The organism is Providencia sp. PROV223 (assembly GCF_028479245.1).
GTDB classification, from domain to species: domain Bacteria; phylum Pseudomonadota; class Gammaproteobacteria; order Enterobacterales; family Enterobacteriaceae; genus Providencia; species Providencia rettgeri.
On sequence record NZ_JAMPNG010000002.1, the window covers coordinates 324,893 to 350,091 of the forward strand.

Consider the following 25,199-nt stretch of genomic DNA (forward strand, 5'->3'; position numbering starts at 1 on the left):
TTCGCGATGTGGGTAGGCGACGAGGAAGCGAGACCCTAGGAGCATACATCAGTATGTGACTAGGGCGAGATGACGAAGTCAACACCCCCACATCACGAATTATGACGAGCATGTACGAATTTGATTTAATATTACTCCTACTCCAGCAAATGTGTGTCTACCTCGTTATTGCTTGGGCGCTTAGCCGCACACCATTAGTTATCCCTCTTCTGAAGGTGACCATCCGCTTACCGCATAAAGTCATGTGCTACCTGATTTTCTCGGTATTTTGCATTATCGGTACTTATTTTGGTTTGCATATCAATGATTCTATTGCCAATACTCGCGCTATTGGAGCCGTACTTGGCGGCCTATTAGGCGGCCCTGTGGTCGGCTTTGCTGTCGGTTTCACTGGTGGGCTGCATCGTTATTCATTAGGAGGGATGAGCGCCTTTGCTTGTATGGTCTCGACCATTGTTGAAGGATTGATTGGCGGGTTAGTTCATCGTTACTTTATGAAACGTGGCGAAATTAATAAAATTTTTAATCCTATGATTGCCAGTTGTGTCACTTTTATCGCTGAAATCATACAGATGCTAATTATTTTATTGCTGGCGAAACCTTTCGATGAAGCGCTAGAACTCGTTAAAAATATCGCTGCACCGATGGTGATCGCGAATACTATTGGTGCGGCAATGTTTATTCGAATTTTACTCGACCGCCGTGCGATTGTTGAGAAATACACTACCGCGTTCTCTGCTCAGGCACTAAAAATTGCTTTAACGACTGAAGGGATTCTGCGTAAAGGCTTTAATGCTGACAACAGCATGAAGGTCGCTAAGATTATTTATCAAGAGTTAGAAATTGGTGCTGTCGCCATTACAGATCGTGAAAAAATACTCGCGTTTATTGGCATTGGCGCTGACCACCATCGACCCGGGACACCGATTTCGTCAAGCCAATCAAGGCAAGCTATTGAGAATAATGAAGTCGTCTATGCTGACGGCAATGAGACTCCGTATAAATGCTCATTAAGCCCCACCTGTAAACTCGGCTCTGCGTTAGTGATCCCATTACGCGGAGAAAACGAAAAAGTGATTGGTACCATTAAACTGTATGAAGCGAAAAATAGCCTGTTTAGTTCCATAAACCGTACTCTCGGTGAAGGAATTGCCAGCTTGTTTTCTGCACAAATTTTAGCGGGCCAATATGAACGCAACAAACAATCATTGTTGCAATCCGAAGTTAAGCTGCTTCACGCTCAAGTAAATCCTCACTTTTTGTTCAATGTGCTCAACACTCTGCAAGCCGTGATCCGCAAAGATAGCCAACAAGCAGGCCAGCTTGTGCAGTATATTTCGACGTTTTTCCGTAATAACCTAAAACGGCCCGAGCAAAGTGCCACACTCGGCGAAGAAATTGAACATATCAATGCCTATTTACAGATAGAAAAAGCCCGTTTTCAAGAAAGCTTACAAATTCATATTGAGATCCCTGATGAAGTCAAACAGGTTGAACTGCCTGCATTTACCCTACAACCATTGGTTGAAAATGCAATTAAACATGGCACCTCACAGTTATTAGAAACGGGTTATATTACAATACGTAGTTATATCGGCAGTGAACATGTGTATATCGAAATAGAAGATAACGCAGGGCTGTATAAGCCTGCAAAACAGTCTGATGGCTTAGGGATGGGCTTAGTCGATAGGCGCTTACGTTTAAAATATGGTGAGCAATATGGCATCAGCGTAGAACACGAGCCAGAAAAATTCACCCGAATGAAAATTCGCCTGCCTTATTTGGCTACAACATAATAATGATTAAATTACCTCTATGAATGTATTGATTGTTGATGACGAACCTCTTGCACGGGAAAATGTGCGTTGCCTGCTCGAAGAACACGATGATATTGAAATTATTGGCGAATGTGCCAACGCAATAGAAGCGATTGGCATCATCCATAAAAAAAAGCCTGATGTGGTCTTTTTGGATATTCAAATGCCACGCCTAACGGGTTTAGAAATGGTACGCATGCTAGATCCAGAAGACCGCCCTTATATTGTCTTTCTTACCGCTTTTAATGAATTTGCCATTCAGGCTTTTGAAGAACATGCTTTTGATTACTTGTTAAAACCCCTTGAAACAGAACGATTAGAAAAGACCTTAAACCGCCTACGCCAAGGCAAGCAAAAACAAAATCTAGAGCTGTTAAGTAACAATGAGCCACTAAAATTTATCCCTTGCACTGGCCATAGCCGTATTTATTTAATGAAACTTGATGAAGTGCTATATGCCACCTCGCGAATGAGTGGCGTGTATGTAATGAGTACGCAAGGATTGGAAGGTTTTACAGAGCTCACTTTACGAACCTTAGAAACTCGAACACCTTTAGTGCGCTGCCATCGCCAATATTTAGTCAATATGACCCAATTAAACGAAATTTTATTTGGTGACAGTGGGCAAGCGGAGTTAGTACTGAGCTCAGGTGAGCGCATTCCTGTTAGCCGTCGTTATCTAAAACCACTAAAAGAGGCATTGGGGTTAGCTTAAAATCATAATATGAAAAATTGTTCTCTAACATGTATAACAATTTGAAAACACAACAATCAGATGCTTTATTAAAACTGATTATGGCCGCTAAAAATAACGTGGATAATAATCGTATAATGACAGTTAGTGAAGCTAGAAGAAGGTTGATTGAAAGAAGGGCTAAACAAACTTAAATAAAAAAACCCGCACTTCAATGAAATGCGGGTTTTGTGTTTTAGTAGGGAATTAATCCCTATAAAACCAAGTCATTATGCGTTATGGCTGCTGCTACGACGACGAGGTGCCGCATTAGTGCCATCTTGGCGTGGAGCAGAGTTACCACGGTCACGGTTACCACCGCCACGACGCTCACCGCCGCCACGACGTTCACCACCACGGTCATTACGACGACCTGCACCGAAGCCACCTTCGCTACCGCCATCACGACGACCACCACCACGACGCTCACCACCGCCACGACGTTCGAACGGTTGTGCATCACCGATCAGCTGCATTTGAGTCGGTTTATTCAAAATGCGTGCGCGACTTAAATGAGTTAACACGTCCGTTGGCATACCTTTTGGCAATTCAATTGTCGAGTGCGTTCCGTACAATTTGATATTACCGATATAACGGCTGCTGATATCCGCTTCGTTAGCAATCGCACCAACAATGTGACGAACTTCCACACCATCATCACGGCCAACTTCGATACGGTACATCTCCATATCACCCACATCACGACGCTCACGACGACCGCCACGCTCACCGCGTTCTGCACGGTCAAAACCATTACCATTGCTATTACGGTCACGACGATCACCACGACGATCATCACGGTCGTTGAATTCACGACGTGGGCGACGCGGTGCATCTGGTGGCAAGATCAGCGCACGTTCACCTTGTGCCATTTTCAGCAAGGCTGCCGCTAAGGTTTCCATATCAACATCTTCTGATGGGGACATTTTCGCTAACAGTGAACGGTATTGGTCTAAATCGCTGCTTTCTAATTGCTGTTGAATTTTCTCAGCAAATTTCGCCTGACGACGTTGGCTAAGCAGATCTGCATCTGGTAACTCAACTTCAGGAATAGTCAGTTTCATCGTACGTTCAACGTTACGTAGCAGACGACGTTCACGGTTCTCAACAAACAGTAACGCACGGCCCGCACGGCCCGCACGACCTGTACGACCAATACGGTGAACGTAAGACTCCGCATCCATTGGGATGTCGTAGTTAACAACTAAGCTAATACGCTCAACATCCAGACCACGCGCTGCAACGTCAGTAGCGATCAAGATATCTAGACGACCATCTTTTAAGCGCTCTAACGTTTGCTCACGCAGTGCTTGGTTCATGTCACCATTCAATGCGGCGCTGTTGTAGCCATTGCGTTCTAATGCTTCAGCCACTTCTAATGTTGCATTTTTGGTGCGTACGAAAATAATCGCAGCATCAAAGTCTTCTGCTTCTAAGAAACGTACTAACGCTTCATTTTTACGCATGCCGTACACAGTCCAATAGCTTTGAGCAATATCTGGACGAGTGGTAATGCTAGCCTGAATGCGAATCTCTTTCGGGTCTTTCATAAAACGACGTGTAATACGACGAATTGGTTCAGGCATTGTTGCAGAGAACAGCGCAGTTTGGTGCTCAGCTGGAATTTGGCTCATGATGTTTTCAACATCTTCAATGAAGCCCATACGCAGCATTTCATCAGCTTCGTCTAAAACTAAGCCTTTTAATTTAGAGAGGTCTAACGTGCCACGTTTTAAGTGATCCAGAAGGCGGCCTGGTGTACCCACAACAATTTGCGGTCCTTGGCGCAGCGCACGTAATTGTACGTCATAACGTTGGCCACCATACAGGGCAACAACGTTAACGCGATTCATATGTTTAGAGAAATCGCTCATTGCTTCCGCTACCTGAACAGCCAACTCACGAGTTGGTGCAAGGACTAAAATTTGCGGAGCTTTTAAATCTGGGTCGATGTTATGCAGTAATGGCAAACTAAATGCAGCAGTTTTACCGCTACCTGTTTGTGCCATACCTAATACATCATTACCATCCATTAACAATGGAATACATTGTTGTTGGATTGGTGATGGTTTTTCATATCCCAGGTCGTTTAGTGCTGTCAAAATAGATGCTGATAAACCTAACTCAGCAAAAGAAATATCGGTCTCAGTAGTCATGTAAAGGTGCCTCATACATAATGGCAGCCAGTTTACATAACCATGCGAAAATCATTTCGGTCATTTTCATTTAAAATGTGAACTGGCTCAAATTGTGTTTATTAAACGAACAAATAGGCCGTCATCCCGAGGGATGATGACTTAAAAAAATATCGTGAAATGTTCGTCAGCTATTGCTGGCCCGATTCTAAAAGGTCGTCTTGTTCTTGGCCTAACAGCGCCAATTCCAACAATGCATAGCGGTGTTCAACAAAGCTGTGAGCGTTGTTAGCTACCGTCAGTTTGAATAACGCAACTGCGCTATCCTTATCCCCCAGACTTAGGTAATGCTTACCTAAATAGAAGTTAGTTTCACTGAGATGCTCAGCGAGCGAAGTGTTATCCGTAGACGTTTCTTTCAAACGCGCCATCAATGTATTTTCATCGATATTGCCAAGATAGAATTCTACGATATTCCAGCCCCATTGCCCTTTCTCCGCTTGGTTGTAGCGGGCGGCAAGATTATCTTGCGCCATACGCGGGTCTATGTCTTTCTCTACGAGATAAAGCCACAGAGTACGAAAAGGATCATTTGGATCTATCTGATAATACGCCAGCAGATCATCCTGCGCTAGTTTGTATCGTTCACCGTAATATAATGCGATGCCACGATTCATTCGCGCGAAATTGTAAGTTGGATCAAGCTCTAAAACAGAATCAAACGCTTCATAGGCAGCATCATAATTGCCTGCCTGCGTAAAATATATTCCTAAAAAATTAAAAACTTCAGGAATATCAGGACGAATGGCTAACGCAGTTGAAAAATCATTACGCGCCAGTGCCCTTAAACCGAGACTATCATACAACACACCGCGCTCATATAAAAGCTGTGCGTATTCATCATCGGTTAAAGACCGGCTCGCAAGGATTTGTTCCATACGAGCCAGTATCACTTCTTGTTGCAATGAAGGTTGAAGTGGAACGGCAAATACCTCGTTCTTTCGCCAATCTTTGCTACTACATCCAATAATAACAAAAAAGATAAGCGCCAAGAGCACACGCGGTAACGTGCGATAATCTCTCACCCGAAGACAGATACTGTTCGACATACTCCGCCCTTACATTACCACGCTTTACAAATTATGGTTTCAGCAAATTTAGGCTGATAGCGCCCTAACTTAATAGAGCGCGGTTAGGTCAGCTTACTCTGCTGAGTCCTGCGGCTGTGCAGTTGATTCTTCAGTTGCTACCGCTTCTTTCATGCTAAGACGGATACGACCTTGACGGTCAATTTCCAATACCTTAACAGGAACTTCTTGACCCATTTGCAGGTAATCTGTCACTTTCTCAACACGCTTGTCCGCGATTTGAGAAATATGAACCAGACCTTCTTTACCCCCACCAATCGCAACGAATGCACCAAAGTCGACGATACGGGTTACTTTACCTGGGTAAATGCGGCCCACTTCAACTTCTGCAGTAATGTCTTCGATACGACGAATGGCTTCTTTCGCTTTCAGGCCATCAGTTGCGGCAATCTTAACAGTACCATCATCTTCGATTTCAATCGTTGTGCCAGTTTCTTCCGTTAATGCACGGATCACTGAACCACCTTTACCGATGACATCTTTGATTTTGTCTGAGTTAATTTTGATCGTGTAAATGCGTGGTGCAAATTCAGAGATCTCTTCACGTGGACCATTAATTGCTTGTTCCATTGTACCAAGAATGTGCAGACGTGCACCTTTTGCTTGGTTCAGAGCAACTTGCATGATTTCACGTGTGATACCTTCGATTTTGATGTCCATTTGCAGTGCACTGATACCTTCACGGCTACCAGCTACTTTAAAGTCCATGTCACCTAAGTGGTCTTCGTCACCTAAGATGTCAGACAGAACAACGAAATCGTTACCTTCTTTCACCAGACCCATTGCAATACCTGCAACAGCGGCTTTAATTGGCACACCAGCATCCATCAGTGCTAATGATGCACCACAAACAGATGCCATTGATGATGAACCATTAGATTCAGTGATTTCAGATACAACACGGATAGTGTATGGGAAATCAGCGTGGTCTGGCATTACTGCTAACACACCACGTTTCGCTAAACGGCCATGGCCGATTTCACGACGTTTTGGTGAACCCACCATACCAGTTTCACCAACAGAGTATGGAGGGAAATTGTAATGGAATAAGAAACGGTCAGTATATTCGCCCATTAATTGGTCGATAACCTGCGCATCACGTTCTGTACCTAACGTTGCCGTTACCAGTGCTTGAGTTTCACCACGAGTAAACAGTGCAGAACCGTGAGTACGTGGCAGAACTCCTGTACGAACGTCCAGAGCGCGAACCATATCTTTTTCGCGGCCATCGATGCGTGGCTCACCACGGATAACACGGCTACGAACAACTTGTTTTTCTAAGCTTGCTAAAATGTCAGCAACTTCAGAAACATCAACGTTTTCGTCTTCAGCAACTAATACTGCAGTGACTTCTTCTTTGATTAAGTCAACCTGCGCGTAGCGCTCTTGTTTCTCAGTGATGCGGTAAGCGTCGCCCATACGGCTTTCAGCTAATTGTGCAACACGGTCATGCAGAGCTTGGTTAACTGGCTCTGGCTGCCAATCCCATTTCTCTTTACCCGCTTCTTTCACTAATTCATTGATATTCTGAATAACAACTTGTTGTTGGTCGTGGCCAAATACCACCGCACCTAACATTTGCTCTTCGCTTAATAAATCAGCTTCAGATTCAACCATTAATACCGCGTTATCAGTACCTGCAACCACTAAGTCCAAACGGCTGTTTTTCAGCTCGTCTGCTGTAGGGTTCAGAACATATTGGTCATTGATAAAACCAACACGTGCCGCACCGATTGGGCCATTAAATGGAACACCTGACAGTGCTAATACTGCAGACGCACCGATCATCGCAACAATATCTGGATTAACTTGTGGGTTAACAGACACAACAGTCGCAATGATTTGAATTTCGTTATAAAAACCTTCTGGAAACAGAGGGCGTAGAGGACGGTCAATCAGACGAGCGATTAACGTTTCACCTTCACCAGGACGACCTTCACGACGGAAGAAGCTTCCTGGGATACGGCCCGCTGCATATGTACGTTCTTGATAGTTAACAGTTAAAGGGAAGAAGTCTTGACCTTCTTTCACTTTTTTCTGTGCAACTGCAGTCACAAATACTGCAGTGTCATCCATGTTAACCATAACAGCAGCAGATGCTTGGCGTGCAATCATACCTGTTTCAATCGAAACAGTATGTTGACCGTATTGGAATTTACGAACAATAGGATTTAACACTATATTACCCTTTTTGTAAGGCTACCTGAGATTCTCAGGGAGCATTGGCTTACTCTTCCTACTACAGCCTCGCGACTAATGAGAATACTGATATTCCAGTGATCAGCTCTCTCATTAGCCGCGCGAATCGGATGCAGCGAAGAGGCATTAATAAAACAGCTTACTACGACTTATAGCTTAGCATTTAAGTTAAGTATAATTCGAGTATTACTTCAACTTTCAAAATAACTTTTAGAAGAAAAGGGGCCTCTGGCCCCTTTTCTCTGAAACTGACTCTACTCGTCATACTTCAAGTTGCAACGTTGCTGACTACATTCACTTGTACTAGCCACATACTGATGTATATACCTAGCAACTCACTCATTTGTCGCCTAGCTGCAACTCAAATTATCTAGAGTAAGATTAGCGACGCAGACCTAAACGCTCGATAAGAGCAGTGTAACGCGCGATATCTTTACCTTTCAAGTAAGCTTGTAAGCGACGACGCTGAGCAACCATACGCAGCAGACCACGACGGCTGTGGTGATCTTTTTTGTGCTCTGCAAAGTGGCTTTGCAGGTGGTTGATTTGTGCAGTCAGCAGAGCGATTTGAACTTCGCTTGAACCAGTGTCATTTTCACCGCGGCCGAACTCAGCAACGATTTTAGCTTTCGCTTCATTACTTAGAGACATAATAAACTCCAAAATGATTAATGTAAGTGATGAGAGCCAATCTCTAATTTAGCATCTCAAGATTAAGCGCCGCTATTCTACGCTGCTTAAGGCAGCAAAGCAATAAGCGCTACTACGCGGGCTGTTCATTTTCCACAACCAAACGCTTCGGTGCGATACGTCCATCCTCACTCACCAGAGCAATGCCGATAAACCGCTGCGCTGTACCACAAGTGACTCGAACCATACCGTCTTCTTCAAGGCCTTCAACCGCAGCTCTTACAGGTTGCCCCTGTTTAAAGTAAGCCGCTGTTTCCTCTGTAATATTTACAGCTGGGAAATGAACGACTGCGGTATCCATTGGCAATAATAAAGTATCAAGCAAGGACTCAAAAGACCCTTCACCTGCATCTACTTTTGCTCGTAAAGCGGCTAATTGCTCCAATGTTACCATTCGCTCATAAGGATAATTAGCCACTTGCACTCGACGCAAGTAAATCACATGCGCACCACAGCCTAACATCTCACCTAGGTCATCAATAATAGTACGAATATAGGTTCCTTTAGAACAGTGTATCTCAAGCTCTAATTCATTGTTTTCTAAACGAATAAACTGCAATTCATACACTGTAATTGGACGAGCTTCACGCTCAACCGTAATTCCTTTACGCGCATATTCATACAATGGACGACCTTGATGTTTCAGCGCAGAATACATTGAAGGAACTTGTAATGTATCACCGCGGAAAAACGCTAAAGCGTCATCCAATTGCTGCTGTGTAAACTCTACGTTACGCTCACTGATAATTTCGCCGTGTGAATCTGACGTGTCAGTACGTTGTCCAAGACGAGCAATGACGCGATAACGTTTATCTGAATCGAGTAAAAACTGGGAAAATTTCGTCGCTTCGCCGAGGCAAACAGGCAACATACCTGTTGCGAGAGGGTCAAGTGCCCCCGTATGCCCAGCTTTATTGGCATTAAAAAAGCGCCGCACTTTTTGCAGCGCATCATTTGAAGAAATATCCGTGGGTTTATCCAGCAGCACTACACCGTCAATATTACGGCCGCTACGACGACGCCCCATTATTTTTCCTCTTTATCACTAACATCCGCACGACGTTTTTCATCATCGCGGATCACATTTGACACTAAATTAGACATCCGCATACCATCAACAAGAGAGTTGTCATACTCAAATGTTAACTCAGGAATAATACGCAAACGCATTGCTTTTCCAATTAATGAACGTATAAAGCCTGATGCTTCATTTAATGCTTTAATGCCGTCTGCAACCATTTCTTCTTCACTTTTATCATTAGCGATATTGAAGAAGGTCACAAAGACTTTACCGTATGCAAGATCGCGAGATAACTCGACACCTGAAACAGTAGCCATACCAATACGTGGGTCTTTGATCTCACGTTGTAAGATGATCGCAATTTCTTTTTGCATCTCTTGCGCAACGCGCTGAGCACGACTGAATTCTTTTGCCATCGTTATATCTCCTGACAATAAAGGGGGCTATCGCCCCCTTATAACACTATTTTGTAATCACGATACTTCGTGGGCTCCCACAAAATTAACCGTCGATAGAACGCTTAACTTCAATGATTTCGAAGACTTCGATCATATCGCCAACGCGAACGTCGTTGTAGTTCTTAACGCCGATACCACATTCCATACCGTTACGAACTTCATTGACGTCATCTTTAAAGCGACGCAGTGATTCTAATTCACCTTCATAGATAACGACGTTATCACGTAATACACGGATTGGGTTATTACGTTTGATGGTGCCTTCAGTGACCATACAACCAGCAACAGCACCGAATTTCGGTGATTTAAACACATCACGAACTTCTGCCAGACCAATAATTTGCTGTTTGTACTCAGGCGCTAACATACCGCTCATCGCTTGTTTGATTTCATCAATTAAGCTATAGATAACAGAGTAGTAGCGTAAGTCAACACTTTCACTTTCAATCACACGACGAGCAGAAGCATCTGCACGTACGTTGAAGCCTAAGATAATAGCATTCGATGCCGCAGCTAATGTTGCGTCAGTTTCAGTGATACCACCGACACCAGAACCGATGATCTTAATTTTAACTTCATCAGTCGACAGCTTCATTAGAGAGTCAGTAATCGCTTCACAAGTACCTTGAACGTCGGTTTTCAGAACGATGTTCAGCTCAGATACTTTACCTTCTTCCATGTTAGCAAACATGTTTTCCAGTTTAGATTTCTGCTGGCGAGCTAATTTAACATCACGGAATTTACCTTGACGGTACAGGGCAACTTCACGTGCTTTTTTCTCGTCACGTACAACGGTGGCTTCATCACCCGCCGAAGGCACGTTAGATAAACCTAAAATCTCAACAGGCATTGAAGGACCTGCAGATTGAACTTCTTTACCTAATTCGTTACGCATTGCACGAATACGGCCATATTCGAAACCACACAGGACGATATCGCCTTTGTTCAATGTACCTTCTTGAACCAGGATTGTTGCAACTGGGCCACGACCTTTGTCTAAGTACGATTCAACAACGACACCGCTTGCCATACCTGCATATACTGCTTTCAGTTCTAAGACTTCAGCTTGCAGCAAGATAGCATCAAGCAGCTCATCAATACCGGTACCTTTCTTCGCAGAAACGCTGATGAACTGAGTATCACCACCCCAATCTTCAGAAATAACACCGTACTGAGACAGCTCATTTCTAACGCGATCTGGGTCTGCTTCTGGTTTATCAATTTTATTTACCGCGACAACAATTGGCACACCTGCCGCTTTCGCATGCTGAATAGCTTCAATTGTTTGTGGCATAACACCATCGTCTGCGGCAACAACCAGAACAACGATATCCGTTGCCTGAGCACCACGAGCACGCATTGAAGTAAACGCGGCGTGACCTGGGGTATCTAAGAAGGTGATCATACCCTTGTCAGTTTGTACGTGGTAAGCACCAATGTGCTGAGTAATACCACCCGCTTCACCTGATGCTACTTTCGTTGAACGAATGTAGTCAAGTAGAGAGGTTTTACCATGGTCAACGTGACCCATAATGGTCACAACTGGCGCACGTGGCTCTTGAAGTGCAGAACCCGTGTCACGGTCATTCATTACCGCTTCTTCTAATTCGTTTTCACGACGCAGAATAACTTTGTGGCCCATTTCCTCTGCGACTAACTGTGCAGTTTCTTGGTCAATCACTTGGTTGATAGTCGCCATGGCGCCCATCTTCATCATAGTTTTGATGACTTGAGAACCTTTTACTGCCATTTTATTAGCAAGTTCACCAACGGTGATCGTTTCACCAATTACCACATCACGGTTAACCGCAACGGCTGGCTTAGTAAAGCTTTGTTGTAAAGAACTACCTTTACGTTGCTTACCTTTGCTGCGACCTGAACGGCCAGCGGCACGTTCTTCTTCGCGATCTGCTTTTTCAGAAAGTTTATTACCTTTCTTTTGGCGAGGTGCTTTTGCAGTACGATTACGTGAACGACGGCCTTCTTCTTTCTCATCACTTTCATCTTCGGCTGCACGAGCGTGCGTCGAAGTTGTTGTGTGATAATCGCTATCTTCTTCAGTTTTCGTGTCTGCAGTCCACTTTTCACCGTTTTCTTCAGCCATTTTGCGTGCTTCTTCAGCCACGCGACGTGCTTCTGCTTCAACTTTGCGCTGAGTTTCTTCTTCAGCTTTACGTTTTAGCTCCGCAGCTTCAGCTTCACGGCGTTGTTTGTCGGCATTACTTTCTACAGCTTTGCCTGCTTTTTGTTGATTTTCGCTTGGTTTCACTTTTTCTCTTTCCGCTGCTTCGCGCGTAGCTTTATCTGCTGCTTCACGTTTTGCTTTCTCTTGGGCTTCACGTTTTGCCTTTTCTTCCGCTTCACGTTTAGCTGTTTCTTCTGCTAATCGTTTTGCTTCTGCTTGACGTTGTGCCAGTTCTTCAGCTTCGCGCTGTGCCTGCTCTTCCGCTTCACGCTGCGCCTGCTCTTCCGCTTTTGCTTCTTCAGCATCACGGTTCACATAAGTGCGTTTTTTGCGGACTTCGACATTTACCGATTTGCTTTTGCCACCGGTGACGGGGACACTCAGCGTACTACGAGTTTTGCGCTGTAGTGTCAATTTGCTTGGCTGACCCGCTACTCCGCCTTGTTCACGGTTTAAATGGCTCAGTAAAGCTTCTTTTTCTGACTGGCTAACAGAGTCATTCTCACCTTTTTTGATCCCTGCTTCAGCAAATTGCTGTACCAGGCGATCAACTGTGGTTTGAATTTCCGTTGCCAATGTTTTTACAGTTTCTGTCATGCCGTTCCTTCCTGCTACAGTGTTTACGCATCGTTACCGAACCAGCAAATATTACGTGCGGCCATGATGAGCGTACCTGCTTTCTCATCATCCAGACCTTCAATATCAATCAGGTCGTCGATGCCCTGCTCAGCAAGATCTTCCAGTGTACAGATTCCACGAGTAGCCAAATTATAGGCAAGAGTACGATCCATACCTTCAAGATTCAACAAATCTTCTGCTGGCTGATTATCACCTAGGCTCTCTTTTTGAGCCAATTCTATTGTGGTGAGGGCCGCTTTCGCTCTTTCACGTAGAACTTCAACAGTCTCTTCATCAAGACCATCAATTTCCAGAAGTTCATTAATAGGCACGTAAGCCAGTTCTTCTAACGTCGAGAAGCCTTCTTCAACAAGTGCAGTGGCAAACTCTTCATCAATATCAAGATGCTTGGTGAATGTATCAATAGAAGCATGTGCTTCTGCCTGATGTTTTGCATTAAGCTCTTCTGCGGTCATGACGTTTAATTCCCACTTGTCATCACCACGGTGTTTTTTCAGTAATTGCGCTGCCAGACGCACGTTTTGACCGTTACGTCCGATGGCTTGCGCCAGATTACTGCTTTCTACGGCAACATCCATCGTACATTTGTCTTCATCGACTACGATAGATGCAACATCAGCCGGAGCCATTGCATTAATAACGAATTGAGCTGGGTTATCGTCCCATAACACAATATCAATTCTTTCGCCGCCTAATTCACTAGAAACGGCTTGAACTCGCGCTCCACGCATACCAACACAAGCACCAACAGGGTCGATACGCTTGTCATTAGTTTTAACCGCAATTTTTGCACGAGAACCTGGGTCACGGGCAGCGGCTTTGATTTCAATAATTTCTTCACCGATTTCTGGCACTTCAATGCGGAATAACTCAATCAGCATTTCAGGGCGAGAACGCGTAACAAAAAGTTGTGCGCCGCGCGCTTCAGGACGAACATCATACAGGACTCCGCGGATACGGTCACCTGGACGGAAGTTTTCACGTGGCAACATATCTTCACGCAGAATCACAGCCTCAGCGTTATTGCCTAAGTCTAACGTGATATTTTCACGATTAACTTTTTTCACCTGAGCAGTGATAATTTCACCTTGTTGCTCACGGAATTGGTCAACAACCATCGCACGCTCTGCTTCGCGTACTTTCTGTACGATAACTTGCTTAGCTGTTTGAGTGGTAATACGGTCAAATACAACAGACTCGATTTGGTCTTCGACGTACTCTCCAAGCTGCAGTGCAGGATCTTCGTATTGAGCCGCTTCTAACGTAATTTCACGCGTTGGCATTGTGACTTCTTCGACAATTAACCAACGACGGAAGGTGTCGAAATCACCTGATTTACGGTCAATTTCTACACGGACATCAATTTCTTGCTCGTATTTCTTTTTAGTCGCCGTCGCTAATGCAGTTTCCAGAGCCTCGAAGATTTTTTCACGAGGGAGGGATTTTTCGTTAGAAACCGCTTCTACAACAGCCAGAATTTCTTTATTCATCCTAGTTGCCTCATTGAACTTTATTAAAAGTGGGGTACCAAGTTAGCTTTCTGGATGTTGCCGAGGGCGAACACCTCATCCTTACCATCTACAGTAACCGTAATCATTTCACCGTCTATGGCCTTAATAACGCCTTGCCACCTACGGCGGTTCTGCATTGCTATACGCAAAGTCAATGCCACCTCTTCACCCATAAAACGCTCGTAATGCGCAATAGTGAATAATGGACGCTCAAGCCCTGGTGACGATATTTCCAGGTTATAAATGACAGAAATTGGATCTTCAACGTCCAATACTGCACTGACCTGATGGCTGACATCAGCACAATCATCAACAGTGATGCCTTCTTCACTATCGATGAAGACACGCAGTGTCGATGTGCGACCACGGATAAACTCTAAGCCAACAAATTCAAAGCCTAGCGCCTCCACCGGTGCTGAAATCATCTCTGTTAATTTCTGTTCTAATGTGGACAAGCCCACCCCCAGACATAAAAAAAGGGCTATAAAAGCCCAGTTAATTCGATTGTCAAATAACAAAAAACCCCGAAATTCGGGGCTTTATGCAACTGGACCCTGTAGTGCACGGGTTCACCATATTCTTATTATACCTGTAAAATCTAGAGAAATCGATGAGAAATTTTGAGAGCTGTTAGTTAACTGCACTTGATTGCTACACCGGATAACTACTATAGACTAAGATACTGACAAGGTATGTTGAATAAGAAATGGTTGCGGGAGCCGGATTTGAACCGACGACCTTCGGGTTATGAGCCCGACGAGCTACCAAGCTGCTCCATCCCGCGTTCGAAAACGTGTCATATTCTACACAGATAACCTGCAAATCACAAGCCATCTAAAATAATGGTGCCGAGGACGGGACTTGAACCCGTACGCCCGTTTTGTAGGCACTACCACCTCAAGGTAGCGTGTATACCAATTTCACCACCTCGGCACTGAGGCGAGGTTATCAATAGTTAATCAATAACCTCAAATTTTAACTTCTCACTCATCGCTGAGCTTACTACTTAATGATGGCATTAGTTGCCTTCATTCGGAATCTTTCACACTTAACGAGGGATATCGCTCGTTGGTGTAGCTGGTGCTGCCGGAACGTCTGTTGGTTGCTCGACTTTTGTAGGTTCACTAATGTTTTCCCACTTACTACCACTACCAGTTCCGTACTTGTTAGCAGTCATATTGCCAAGTATCAAACTGATGATGAAAAACACAGCAGCCAAGATTCCAGTCATACGGGTCATGAAGTTACCTGAGCCCGATGAACCAAACAGTGTTGCAGAAGCGCCCGCACCGAATGAAGCTCCCATGTCAGCACCTTTACCTTGCTGTAACATAATCAGACCAATAAGCCCGATAGCCGCTAGCAAGAAAATAATTAAAAGAGCTACATACATTTGAGTTACCTATTCAGTTGCGGTGCATAGCCTAATGCTATGACCTTTATCACTGCACACCTACTCATTTCGACCGTGAAAGAATACTCTTACGGGATTGAGCAGGTGCGAATACTAACCAAAGCTGAGCCGACAAGCAAGTCTATTTTGATTCCATTTGATTATTTGCAGAAAAAAACAACAAATCATCAAAATATCGCTCAGCTTCACCCATAATAACTTAGCCCGCTGCTTTTACAGCATCCGCAATATAGTTTGCCATTGCAGTCACATCAGCTTCATTTTCACCTTCAACCATGACACGGATTAACGGCTCTGTTCCTGATTTTCTCAGTAATACACGGCCTTTTCCTGCCAATTGTTTTTCAACTTCTTCGTTCGCTGCAACCACCGCATCACTTTGTAGTGGATCGTGTTGGCCTTTGAAACGGACATTGACTAACACTTGAGGTAATAATTTCATACCACTGCATAAGTCATGTAAGCTCATATGGTTACGTACCATAGCACTTAATACCTGCAAGCCTGCAACAATCCCGTCACCAGTAGTCGTTTTATCCAATAAAATCACGTGGCCTGAGTTTTCAGCCCCCATGCGCCAACCTTTTTCCTGTAATTTTTCGAGGACATAGCGGTCGCCCACTTTTGCACGCTCAAAAGGAATTCCTAGCTGTTTCAGAGCGATTTCTAATCCCATATTACTCATTAGTGTTCCGACTACGCCGCCTTTTAGCTGGCCTTGACGTAGCGCTTCACGAGCAATAATAAAGAGGATTTGGTCACCATCGACTTTTTCACCGAGGTGGTCAACCATGATAATGCGGTCGCCATCACCATCAAATGCCAAGCCAACGTGCGCTTTTTCTTCCAGTACTTTTTGTTGCAATTGACGCACATCCGTTGCACCACATTCTTCATTGATGTTGATCCCATTAGGATCACAACCGATAGTGATAACCTCAGCCCCTAATTCACGAAACACATTTGGTGCGATGTGATAAGTCGCCCCGTTAGCACAGTCAATCACTATTTTTAAACTTGCTAGGCTTTGTTCGTTCGGGAACGTACCTTTACAAAATTCAATATAACGGCCCGCAGCATCGACAATACGGTTTGCACGACCTAATTCTGCTGATTCAACGCATGTGATCGGCTTTTCCATTTCAGCTTCAATAGCTTCTTCGACTTCATCAGGCAATTTGGTTCCATCAATTGAGAAGAATTTAATCCCATTGTCATAATATGGGTTATGAGATGCTGAAATGACAATCCCCGCTTCTGCGCGGAAAGTACGTGTTAAATAAGCGACCGCAGGGGTTGGCATTGGGCCAGTGAAAGATGCAGATAAACCTGCAGCAGCTAAGCCGGCTTCTAGCGAGGACTCCAGCATATAGCCAGAAATACGCGTATCTTTACCAATAATAATTTTACGTGAACCATGGCGTGCAAGAACCTTTCCTGCCGCCCAACCTAATTTTAAAACAAAATCAGGAGTAATTGGGCTATCACCCACTTTGCCACGAATACCATCAGTACCAAAATATTTACGGTCGCTCATACGCTTATTTTTCCTTTTCTGACAGAGTCATCTGTACCACTTGCATCGCTTGCACGGTTTCTTTGACATCATGAACTCGAATGATGTGTGCTCCTTGCATCGCAGCAATCACTGCGCAAGTTAGGCTGCCTGCGAGACGTTCTTGTGGTGGAACATTTAATAATTGTCCAATCATAGATTTACGTGACATCCCTGCCAATAGCGGTAGTCCGAAATTATGAAATTGCTCTAAGTTTGCCAATAACTGGTAATTATGCGACAAGTTCTTACCAAAACCAAAGCCTGGATCAAGGATAATTTGCTGTCTCTCTATCCCTGCAGTCACGCATCGGGTGATTTCAGCGTCAAGATAGTCTTTTACTTCACGCACCACGTTTTCATAATTTGGTGCTTCTTGCATCGTTCTTGGCTGGCCTTGCATATGCATAATGCAAACGGGTAAACCTGTTTTCGCAGCAACTTCTAATGCACCTGGCTCATGGAGCGAACGAATGTCATTGATAATATGCATGCCTGCGTTTGCAGCTTCGGCCATGACTTTCGCTTTCGAAGTATCAACTGAAATCCACACATCAAAACGCTGTGCTATCGCTTCAACAATGGGAATAACTCGGTCAAGTTCCTCATTCACAGAAACTTCAGCGGCGCCAGGACGGGTCGATTCGCCACCAATATCAATGATAGCCGCACCGTGTTGAACCATTTTTGCCACATGCTCAAGCGCATCATGATAACGATTATGAGTGCCACCATCTGAAAATGAATCAGGAGTGACATTCAAAATCCCCATCACCTTTGGTGTGGATAAGTCAAGAACACTGCCTCTCGCTTTGATTTGCATTGTTATTTTTCCTTAACGAAAAAAAACCCCAGCGAACTGGGGTCTTAGTATTTTATTTCACGACCGCTTATTGTGGTTTGCTGTCGTTATTATCTGATGGTTTTGATTCATCAGTATTATTACTATTATCGGTATTACTTGGTTCTTCAGCACTGTTATTAGGTTCTTCAGATTGAGGTTTTTCGGCTGTTTTTGCTACATTTGCCGCACCTTTACCAAATGTTCCCGTCACATTACTGACTTTTTTATCTTCATCCCAACCCGCTGGTTCACGAACTGGACGACGATTCATTAAATCATCAATCATTGGCATATCGATAGTTTCATATTTCAGTAATGCATCTTTCGTTGCATGTAGAATATCGATATTGTCTTCCAGTGTTTTGTAAGCCAGTTGGTAACAGTGGTCTAAAATTTTCTTAATTTCTTCATCAACAATACGTGCTGTTTCATCAGAAATTCCAGAACCATTACCTGAAGAACGACCTAAGAACGCTGGACCTTCTTCTTTCGAGTATTGCATTGGGCCTAAACGGTCTGAGAAGCCCCATTGCGTTACCATGTTACGTGCCGTATTAGTTGCAAACTGAATATCTGAAGATGCTCCCGTCGTTACTTTATCGCGACCGTAAATCAGTTCTTCAGCAATACGCCCCGCATAGGCTGTCGCAATCATACCTTCGAGTTTCAAGCGACTACGGCTAACTTCATCACCTTCCGGTAAGAAGAAGGCCACACCCAGTGCTTGACCACGTGGAACAATTGTGACTTTGTGAACAGGGTCATGCTCTGGCATTAAATGACCGATAATCATATGACCACCTTCATGGTAAGCCGTTGATTCTTTTTGCTCTTCGGTCATCATCAGAGAACGACGCTCTGCACCCATCCAAATTTTGTCACGCGCTTTTTCGAATTCAACCATGGAAACGACACGCATGTTTGCACGTGCGGCAAACAACGCGGCTTCGTTAACCAAGTTTGCCAATTCAGCACCCGAGAAGCCAGGTGTTGCACGAGCAAGAATGAAAGTATCTACGCTTGGGTCGATAGGAACACGACGCATATGTACTTTCAGAATTTGTTCACGGCCACGAACGTCTGGTAAGCCAACAACTACCTGACGGTCAAAACGACCTGGACGTAATAAAGCAGGGTCAAGTACGTCAGCACGGTTAGTTGCTGCGATAACAATAATACCCTCATTACCTTCAAAACCGTCCATTTCAACTAGCATTTGGTTCAGTGTTTGCTCACGCTCATCGTGACCACCACCAAGACCGGCACCACGTTGACGACCTACTGCGTCAATCTCATCGATAAAGATGATACAAGGCGCTGCTTTTTTCGCTTGTTCGAACATATCACGAACACGAGAAGCCCCCACACCCACAAACATTTCCACGAAGTCTGAACCGGAAATAGTGAAGAATGGGACTTTTGCCTCACCAGCGATAGCTTTTGCCAGTAATGTTTTACCTGTTCCTGGAGGCCCTACCATCAGGACGCCTTTTGGAATTTTACCGCCAAGTTTTTGGAAACGAGCAGGTTCACGCAGAAACTCTACGATTTCGCCTACTTCTTCTTTGGCTTCATCACACCCAGCAACGTCTGCAAATGTTGTTTTGATCTGATCTTCTGTCAGCATGCGGGCTTTACTTTTGCCAAATGACATCGCCCCCTTGCCGCCACCGCCTTGCATCTGGCGCATGAAGAAAATCCAGACACCAATCAACAGAAGCATTGGGAACCAGGAAATAAAAATAGATGTCAGTAAGCTAGGTTCTTCTGGTGGTTCACCAACAACCGTCACATGCTTATTCAGCAAAGTGTCTAACAGCTTCTCATCCTGCATAGGAAGATAAGTTGTATAGCGGCTATTATCAGCCTTTCTGACGTTCAGTTCACGACCGGTGATACGAACTTCACGCACCTGATCCTGGGCTAACTCATTGATAAACGTAGAATAATCGACTCTGCGACTATTCGAATCGCTTGGGCCAAAACTCTGGAACAAGGACATCAGAACAACTGCGATGACTAACCAGAGAATCAGGTTTTTCGCCATGTCACTCAAGGGATTAACCTCATATTACAACTGTGTTAACAAATAACGCTCAGGGTACTATAGTTTTAGCCCTGTCGCTACAATGTATACTTCACGTGACCGTGCCCGCGAAGATTCGGGTTTACGAACTTTTACTTTCGTAAACAGGGAGCGGATATCCCTAAGGTAATCGTCAAAGCCTTCTCCCTGAAACACTTTAACAATGAAACTCCCCCCAGGCGCCAATACAGCACGGCACATATCCAATGCTAATTCAACTAGATACATAGAGCGAGGAATATCAACCGCTGGTGTCCCACTCATATTTGGCGCCATGTCAGACATGACCACCTGTACTTTTTTGTCGCCAACGCGTTCTAACAAAGCGGCGAGAACGGCTTCATCGCGAAAATCCCCTTGCAGGAAATCAACGCCAACGATTGGGTCCATCGGCAATAAGTCACAAGCAATAACCCGCCCATTATGACCTATTTGGCTAACAACGTATTGCGACCAACCACCAGGGGCTGCTCCTAAATCAACAACGGTCATACCTGGTTTAAAAATTTTATCACCTTGCTGGATTTCTTCCAGCTTAAACCATGCACGTGAGCGTAGCCCTTTTTTTTGTGCTTGCTGAACATATTTATCACTAAAATGCTCTTGCAACCAGCGACTTGAGCTTGCCGAACGTTTTTTATTGGCCATTGTGCTTTCCAACTATACTAAAAGAACTTCACCTAACTTGCTGCTTCTTTACCATCAAAAAGATATAATTGATGGTGATAGATATCAGATGGCGGTAGAATAAGCCATTTTCAATACTAACCAAGCAAAAAATCAATGAATCTTAATAAAAAACAAATTCAGCACCTAAAAAGTCTCGCTCACCATTTAAACCCTGTTGTTATGATCGGCAACAATGGTTTAACCGAAGGTGTTTTGGCTGAGATTGAACTCTCATTAGCGCATCATGAGCTTATCAAAGTCAAGATCGCAGGCGAAGACCGTGATACTAAAAATTTGATCGCTGATGCGATTGTTCGCGAAACTGGTGCAGTAAATGTACAAATCATCGGTAAAATTCTTGTTATCTACCGTCCTTCGGCAGACCGCAAAATCATTTTACCTAAATAATTTCCCATCATTTATATAAAAATGCCATTGAAAGCATGTTTTATATGATGAAAAAGGCCGCCTGCGGCCTTTTTCTTTAAATCAGGGAAATAATATAACCAATTCAGGGAAATAGGAATCAGATATACTCAACTTTAAGAATTTCGAACTCAACATCGCCACCTGGGGTTTTAATTGAGACCACGTCATCAACTTCTTTACCCACTAAACCACGTGCTATCGGGGAGTTAACAGAAATCAGATTGATCTTAATATCTGCTTCGTCATCACCAACGATACGATACGTTAGCTCTTCATCTGTATCAACATTCAGTACTGTCACAGTTGCGCCAAAGATAACGCGACCATTATTGACCATTTTAGTTACATCGATCACTTGAGCGTGAGAAAGCTTACCTTCGATTTCTTGAATACGGCCCTCACAGAAACCTTGTTGCTCACGTGCTGCATGATATTCTGCATTTTCTTTTAAGTCACCGTGCTCACGCGCTTCTGCAATAGATGCAATAATTTCTGGGCGACGGACAGATTTAAGGAATTCAAGCTCTTCTCTTAGCTTATCCGCACCAAGTACCGTCATCGGGATCTGTTTCATTAATAAATACCTCGGTTCAATCCTATCTAAAAACAAGTATCTTCCTGATTTTGTAACAACAGTACACCGAACACCTACGTAAAACCGGGGGGTGTTCTAGTAAAAAAACGCAATCAGACTTATGTACTCATTTATCTTATCATAATGTACGCTATTTTAACTGAGACTTAATAACGGGTCACCGTTTACTTTCTTGGGCATTACACTTTAGTATGTATTATATGTCCACCCTAATGCGTGAAATATATGTCATTATTAACTTTAACCAGAAAATGGATCATCTCTTTAGGAATTACCTTAGCCAGTACGCAAGTTTTTGCGATTCCTATTGATGAGTACAAACAATATTTACCTGATGGCACTAACCTTGCTCTGGTCGCGCAAAAAGTGGGAAGTAGCACCCCATTAATTGATTATAATGCACAGCAAATGGCATTACCTGCAAGTACACAAAAGGTTGTGACCGCTCTTGCTGCCCTATTACAACTGGGGCCTGATTACCGTTTTGTCACCAATTTTGAAACTGATGCAAAACTTAGCAACAACACATTGACTGGCGATTTAGTGATCCGCTTCAGTGGTGACCCAACACTAACCCGTCAACAAATTCGCAATATGGCTAATGCGTTAAAGCAGCTTGGGATCCATAAGGTTGATGGCGATCTCGTCGTTGATATTTCTGCTTTTACTAGCCATGACAAAGCGCCTGGTTGGGTTTGGAATGATATGACCCAATGCTTTAGTGCGCCACCTGCAGCTGCTATCATTGACCGCAACTGTTTTTCAGTTTCTCTTTATCCCGCAGAAAAAGCAGGTGACTATGCCTTCATTAAGGCGGCTAGTTTTTACCCTGTCAATATGTTCAGCGAAGTCAAAACATTAGCTAAAGGCTCCCCTGAAGCGCGCTATTGCGAACTTGACGTCGTTCCTGGTGAACTAAACCGCTATACCCTGACAGGTTGTTTAACCCAACGCAGCGAGCCTTTACCACTTGCCTTTGCGGTGCAAAACGGAGCGAGTTACTCAGGGGCGATTGTCAAAAATGAGTTAACCACTGCGGGTATTGAGCTCACCGGCCATGTGAAAAAGCGCACATTCCCAGCGCCTCAATCACAAGTGTTAGTCAAAACTGAATCTAAACCACTGCATGATTTGTTAAAAGTGATGCTAAAAAAATCCGATAATATGATAGCAGATACTGTTTTTCGTACTATCGGTCGAGAATATTATGGCGTCCCAGGTACTTGGCGTTCAGGATCCGATGCGGTAAGACAAGTACTGAAGCAAAAAGCGGGGATCGATCTTGGCAATACTGTGATGGTTGATGGTTCAGGACTGTCTCGCCACAATTTGATCACGCCTGCAACAATGATGGAGATCTTGCAATTTATCGCAAAAAATGATCAACAGCTCGATTTTATCTCCATGCTTCCACTTGCAGGTCATGATGGTACATTGCGTTATCGTGGCGGCTTTGATGAAGCTGGTGTAAATGGTAAAGTTTCCGCCAAAACGGGGGCATTGCAAGGGGTCTATAATCTCGCAGGTTTTATCACAACTGCCAGTGGCCAGCGTGTTGCTTTTGTGCAGTTTATCTCTGCTTATGCAGTACCGCAAAACCAGCAACGTACTCGTCGAGTACCATTAGTACGGTTTGAAAGCCGTTTGTATAAAGATCTGTATCAGAAAAACTGATCATACGTGATTTAGATATTAAAAAGGCGCTTTCGCGCCTTTTTATATTTCTAAGATAAACTATTTTTGATAAATGATTTCGACACCTTCGTCGTCATCTTCATCCCAATCGTCATCCCAGTCATCATCAAAATCTTCAGTACCAGAAAGTTGTTCCTTATGATAATCATCCCACATGAATTCAACTTTTTCAGGTTGCTGTGCATCTTCAGTTGTTGCCATATCACGTGGTTGAGTATTCATAAATTCCATGATATCCCAACAAAGTGCTTTCACACCTTCGTGGTTAACCGCTGAAATCATGTAGAATTTATCTTCCCAGCCCATCGCTTTAGCAATTTCTGCCGCACGCTGTGCTGATTCCTCTTCACCTAAGATATCAATTTTATTGAAGACTAACCAACGTGGTTTTGCTGCCAGTTTTTCACTGTATTTTTCTAACTCACTGATGATGATCTTCGCATTTTCGACAGGATCAGACTCATCAATAGGGCAAATGTCAATCAAGTGAAGTAAGACACGACAGCGCTCTAAGTGTTTCAGGAATTGGATCCCAAGGCCTGCACCTTCTGCTGCGCCTTCGATCAATCCTGGAATATCGGCAACCACAAAGCTTTGCTCGTTATCCATACGCACGACACCCAAGCTTGGGACTAAAGTGGTAAATGGATAATCAGCGACTTTTGGTTTTGCTGCTGATACAGAACGGATAAATGTTGATTTACCTGCATTTGGCATACCAAGCATGCCCACATCTGCTAACAGCATCAATTCTAACAGTATTTCGCGGGTTTCACCTTTAGTCCCCATAGTACGTTGACGTGGAGCGCGATTTACTGAAGATTTAAAACGGGTATTCCCAAGCCCATGGAAACCGCCTTTAGCGACCATATGACGTTGATCATGACGTGTCATATCACAAAGTACTTCGTTGGTCCCTAAATCGCGTACACGCGTTCCTACAGGTACTTTTACAGTGATGTCTTGACCACGTTTACCTGTACATTCACGGCTTTGGCCATTTTGGCCACGTTCTGCACGAAATGATTTTTCAAAACGATAGTCGATTAGCGTGTTGAGGTTTTCGTCTGCTTGTAAGTAAACGTCCCCACCATCGCCACCGTCACCACCGTCCGGTCCCCCTTTAGGGATGTATTTTTCACGGCGGAAGCTGACACAACCATTGCCACCATCTCCTGCCACGACCAATATTTTGGCTTCATCTACAAATTTCATAATTCTTTCTCCGCTTCTGAGCCGCATAACGCTGGATGGCTGTTCTACTCAGAGATGGTGTATCTTTAATACGTGTGTAGTTCATTAAAGATCAAATATCTGAATATAAAAAGCCCCGCAAAAGGTTTTTGCAGGGCTTTAATTCTGAATTAAAGGTCAGA

20 protein-coding genes and 2 tRNA genes are annotated in these 25,199 nt (G+C 44.0%); 4 read left to right on the top strand and 18 right to left on the bottom strand.

Annotated elements, in window-relative coordinates; translation table 11 throughout:
- The first annotated feature begins 110 nt into the window (after positions 1 to 110).
- Both PR767_RS04300 and btsR read left to right on the top strand, forming a co-directional pair.
- Positions 111 to 1,796 carry a sensor histidine kinase gene (locus PR767_RS04300; protein WP_004907485.1) on the top strand — a complete coding sequence of 562 codons (1,686 nt, stop codon included), beginning with the start codon at positions 111 to 113 and terminating at the stop codon, positions 1,794 to 1,796.
- Positions 1,797 to 1,815: 19 nt separating this feature from the next.
- Positions 1,816 to 2,532, top strand: a complete 717-nt coding sequence (btsR, locus tag PR767_RS04305; protein WP_110731590.1) for a two-component system response regulator BtsR — start codon at positions 1,816 to 1,818, stop codon at positions 2,530 to 2,532.
- Positions 2,533 to 2,780: 248 nt separating this feature from the next.
- Here the strand turns inward: btsR and PR767_RS04310 are convergent, their stop codons facing one another.
- The 16 genes from PR767_RS04310 to rlmE form a co-directional block, all read right to left on the bottom strand.
- The gene (locus PR767_RS04310; protein ID WP_109912118.1) at positions 2,781 to 4,706 is read right to left on the bottom strand and encodes a DEAD/DEAH family ATP-dependent RNA helicase; all 1,926 of its coding nucleotides are present in this window, start codon (positions 4,704 to 4,706) and stop codon (positions 2,781 to 2,783) included.
- A 170-nt stretch (positions 4,707 to 4,876) separates the two neighbouring features.
- Complete coding sequence (gene nlpI, locus PR767_RS04315; RefSeq protein WP_004907480.1) at positions 4,877 to 5,794, bottom strand: lipoprotein NlpI; 918 nt, start codon at positions 5,792 to 5,794, stop codon at positions 4,877 to 4,879.
- Between the two features lie 93 nt (positions 5,795 to 5,887).
- Complete coding sequence (pnp, locus tag PR767_RS04320) at positions 5,888 to 8,011, bottom strand: polyribonucleotide nucleotidyltransferase (protein ID WP_004907477.1); 2,124 nt, start codon at positions 8,009 to 8,011, stop codon at positions 5,888 to 5,890.
- A gap of 402 nt (positions 8,012 to 8,413) precedes the next feature.
- Positions 8,414 to 8,683, bottom strand: coding sequence for a 30S ribosomal protein S15 (gene rpsO / locus PR767_RS04325; protein ID WP_004905890.1), 270 nt, complete (start codon positions 8,681 to 8,683; stop codon positions 8,414 to 8,416).
- 112 nt (positions 8,684 to 8,795) lie between these two features.
- Complete coding sequence (gene truB / locus PR767_RS04330) at positions 8,796 to 9,749, bottom strand: tRNA pseudouridine(55) synthase TruB (RefSeq protein ID WP_109912119.1); 954 nt, start codon at positions 9,747 to 9,749, stop codon at positions 8,796 to 8,798.
- Complete coding sequence (gene rbfA, locus PR767_RS04335; protein ID WP_004905894.1) at positions 9,749 to 10,159, bottom strand: 30S ribosome-binding factor RbfA; 411 nt, start codon at positions 10,157 to 10,159, stop codon at positions 9,749 to 9,751. Before rbfA ends, truB begins: the two co-directional genes overlap by 1 nt.
- An 85-nt stretch (positions 10,160 to 10,244) precedes the next feature.
- Positions 10,245 to 12,983 carry a translation initiation factor IF-2 gene (infB, locus tag PR767_RS04340; RefSeq protein WP_109912120.1) on the bottom strand — a complete coding sequence of 913 codons (2,739 nt, stop codon included), beginning with the start codon at positions 12,981 to 12,983 and terminating at the stop codon, positions 10,245 to 10,247.
- Positions 12,984 to 13,006: 23 nt separating this feature from the next.
- On the bottom strand, positions 13,007 to 14,515 hold the full coding sequence (gene nusA / locus PR767_RS04345) for a transcription termination factor NusA (RefSeq protein WP_004905898.1): 1,509 nt from the start codon (positions 14,513 to 14,515) through the stop codon (positions 13,007 to 13,009).
- Between the two features lie 23 nt (positions 14,516 to 14,538).
- On the bottom strand, positions 14,539 to 14,991 hold the full coding sequence (rimP, locus tag PR767_RS04350; RefSeq protein ID WP_004907471.1) for a ribosome maturation factor RimP: 453 nt from the start codon (positions 14,989 to 14,991) through the stop codon (positions 14,539 to 14,541).
- Between the two features lie 252 nt (positions 14,992 to 15,243).
- Positions 15,244 to 15,320 (bottom strand) — tRNA-Met (locus PR767_RS04355).
- 59 nt (positions 15,321 to 15,379) lie between these two features.
- Positions 15,380 to 15,469: transfer RNA gene (locus tag PR767_RS04360), tRNA-Leu, on the bottom strand.
- 115 nt (positions 15,470 to 15,584) lie between these two features.
- A complete protein-coding gene (gene secG / locus PR767_RS04365) occupies positions 15,585 to 15,929 on the bottom strand; it encodes a preprotein translocase subunit SecG (RefSeq protein ID WP_004905902.1) in 345 nt (114 codons plus the stop codon).
- 220 nt (positions 15,930 to 16,149) lie between these two features.
- Positions 16,150 to 17,487, bottom strand: a complete 1,338-nt coding sequence (gene glmM / locus PR767_RS04370) for a phosphoglucosamine mutase (RefSeq protein WP_004907470.1) — start codon at positions 17,485 to 17,487, stop codon at positions 16,150 to 16,152.
- A gap of 4 nt (positions 17,488 to 17,491) precedes the next feature.
- Entirely contained in the window at positions 17,492 to 18,328 is an 837-nt protein-coding gene (gene folP / locus PR767_RS04375) for a dihydropteroate synthase (protein WP_004907467.1), read from the bottom strand.
- Between the two features lie 67 nt (positions 18,329 to 18,395).
- Positions 18,396 to 20,405: an ATP-dependent zinc metalloprotease FtsH gene (ftsH, locus tag PR767_RS04380; RefSeq protein WP_004907466.1), complete on the bottom strand. Its 2,010-nt coding sequence runs from the start codon at positions 20,403 to 20,405 to the stop codon at positions 18,396 to 18,398.
- A 48-nt stretch (positions 20,406 to 20,453) separates the two neighbouring features.
- Positions 20,454 to 21,083: a 23S rRNA (uridine(2552)-2'-O)-methyltransferase RlmE gene (gene rlmE / locus PR767_RS04385; RefSeq protein WP_004905912.1), complete on the bottom strand. Its 630-nt coding sequence runs from the start codon at positions 21,081 to 21,083 to the stop codon at positions 20,454 to 20,456.
- A gap of 135 nt (positions 21,084 to 21,218) precedes the next feature.
- On the opposite strand from rlmE, the gene yhbY reads away from it, so the two are divergent.
- Positions 21,219 to 21,512, top strand: coding sequence for a ribosome assembly RNA-binding protein YhbY (gene yhbY / locus PR767_RS04390; protein WP_004905914.1), 294 nt, complete (start codon positions 21,219 to 21,221; stop codon positions 21,510 to 21,512).
- 118 nt (positions 21,513 to 21,630) lie between these two features.
- On the opposite strand, the gene greA is transcribed toward yhbY, so the two are convergent.
- A complete protein-coding gene (greA, locus tag PR767_RS04395; RefSeq protein WP_004907463.1) occupies positions 21,631 to 22,107 on the bottom strand; it encodes a transcription elongation factor GreA in 477 nt (158 codons plus the stop codon).
- Positions 22,108 to 22,353: 246 nt separating this feature from the next.
- On the opposite strand from greA, the gene dacB reads away from it, so the two are divergent.
- Entirely contained in the window at positions 22,354 to 23,802 is a 1,449-nt protein-coding gene (gene dacB, locus PR767_RS04400; protein WP_110731588.1) for a serine-type D-Ala-D-Ala carboxypeptidase, read from the top strand.
- Positions 23,803 to 23,862: 60 nt separating this feature from the next.
- Here dacB and cgtA read toward each other — a convergent pair whose 3' ends face one another.
- On the bottom strand, positions 23,863 to 25,038 hold the full coding sequence (cgtA, locus tag PR767_RS04405; protein ID WP_004907460.1) for an Obg family GTPase CgtA: 1,176 nt from the start codon (positions 25,036 to 25,038) through the stop codon (positions 23,863 to 23,865).
- Positions 25,039 to 25,199 lie beyond the last annotated feature (161 nt).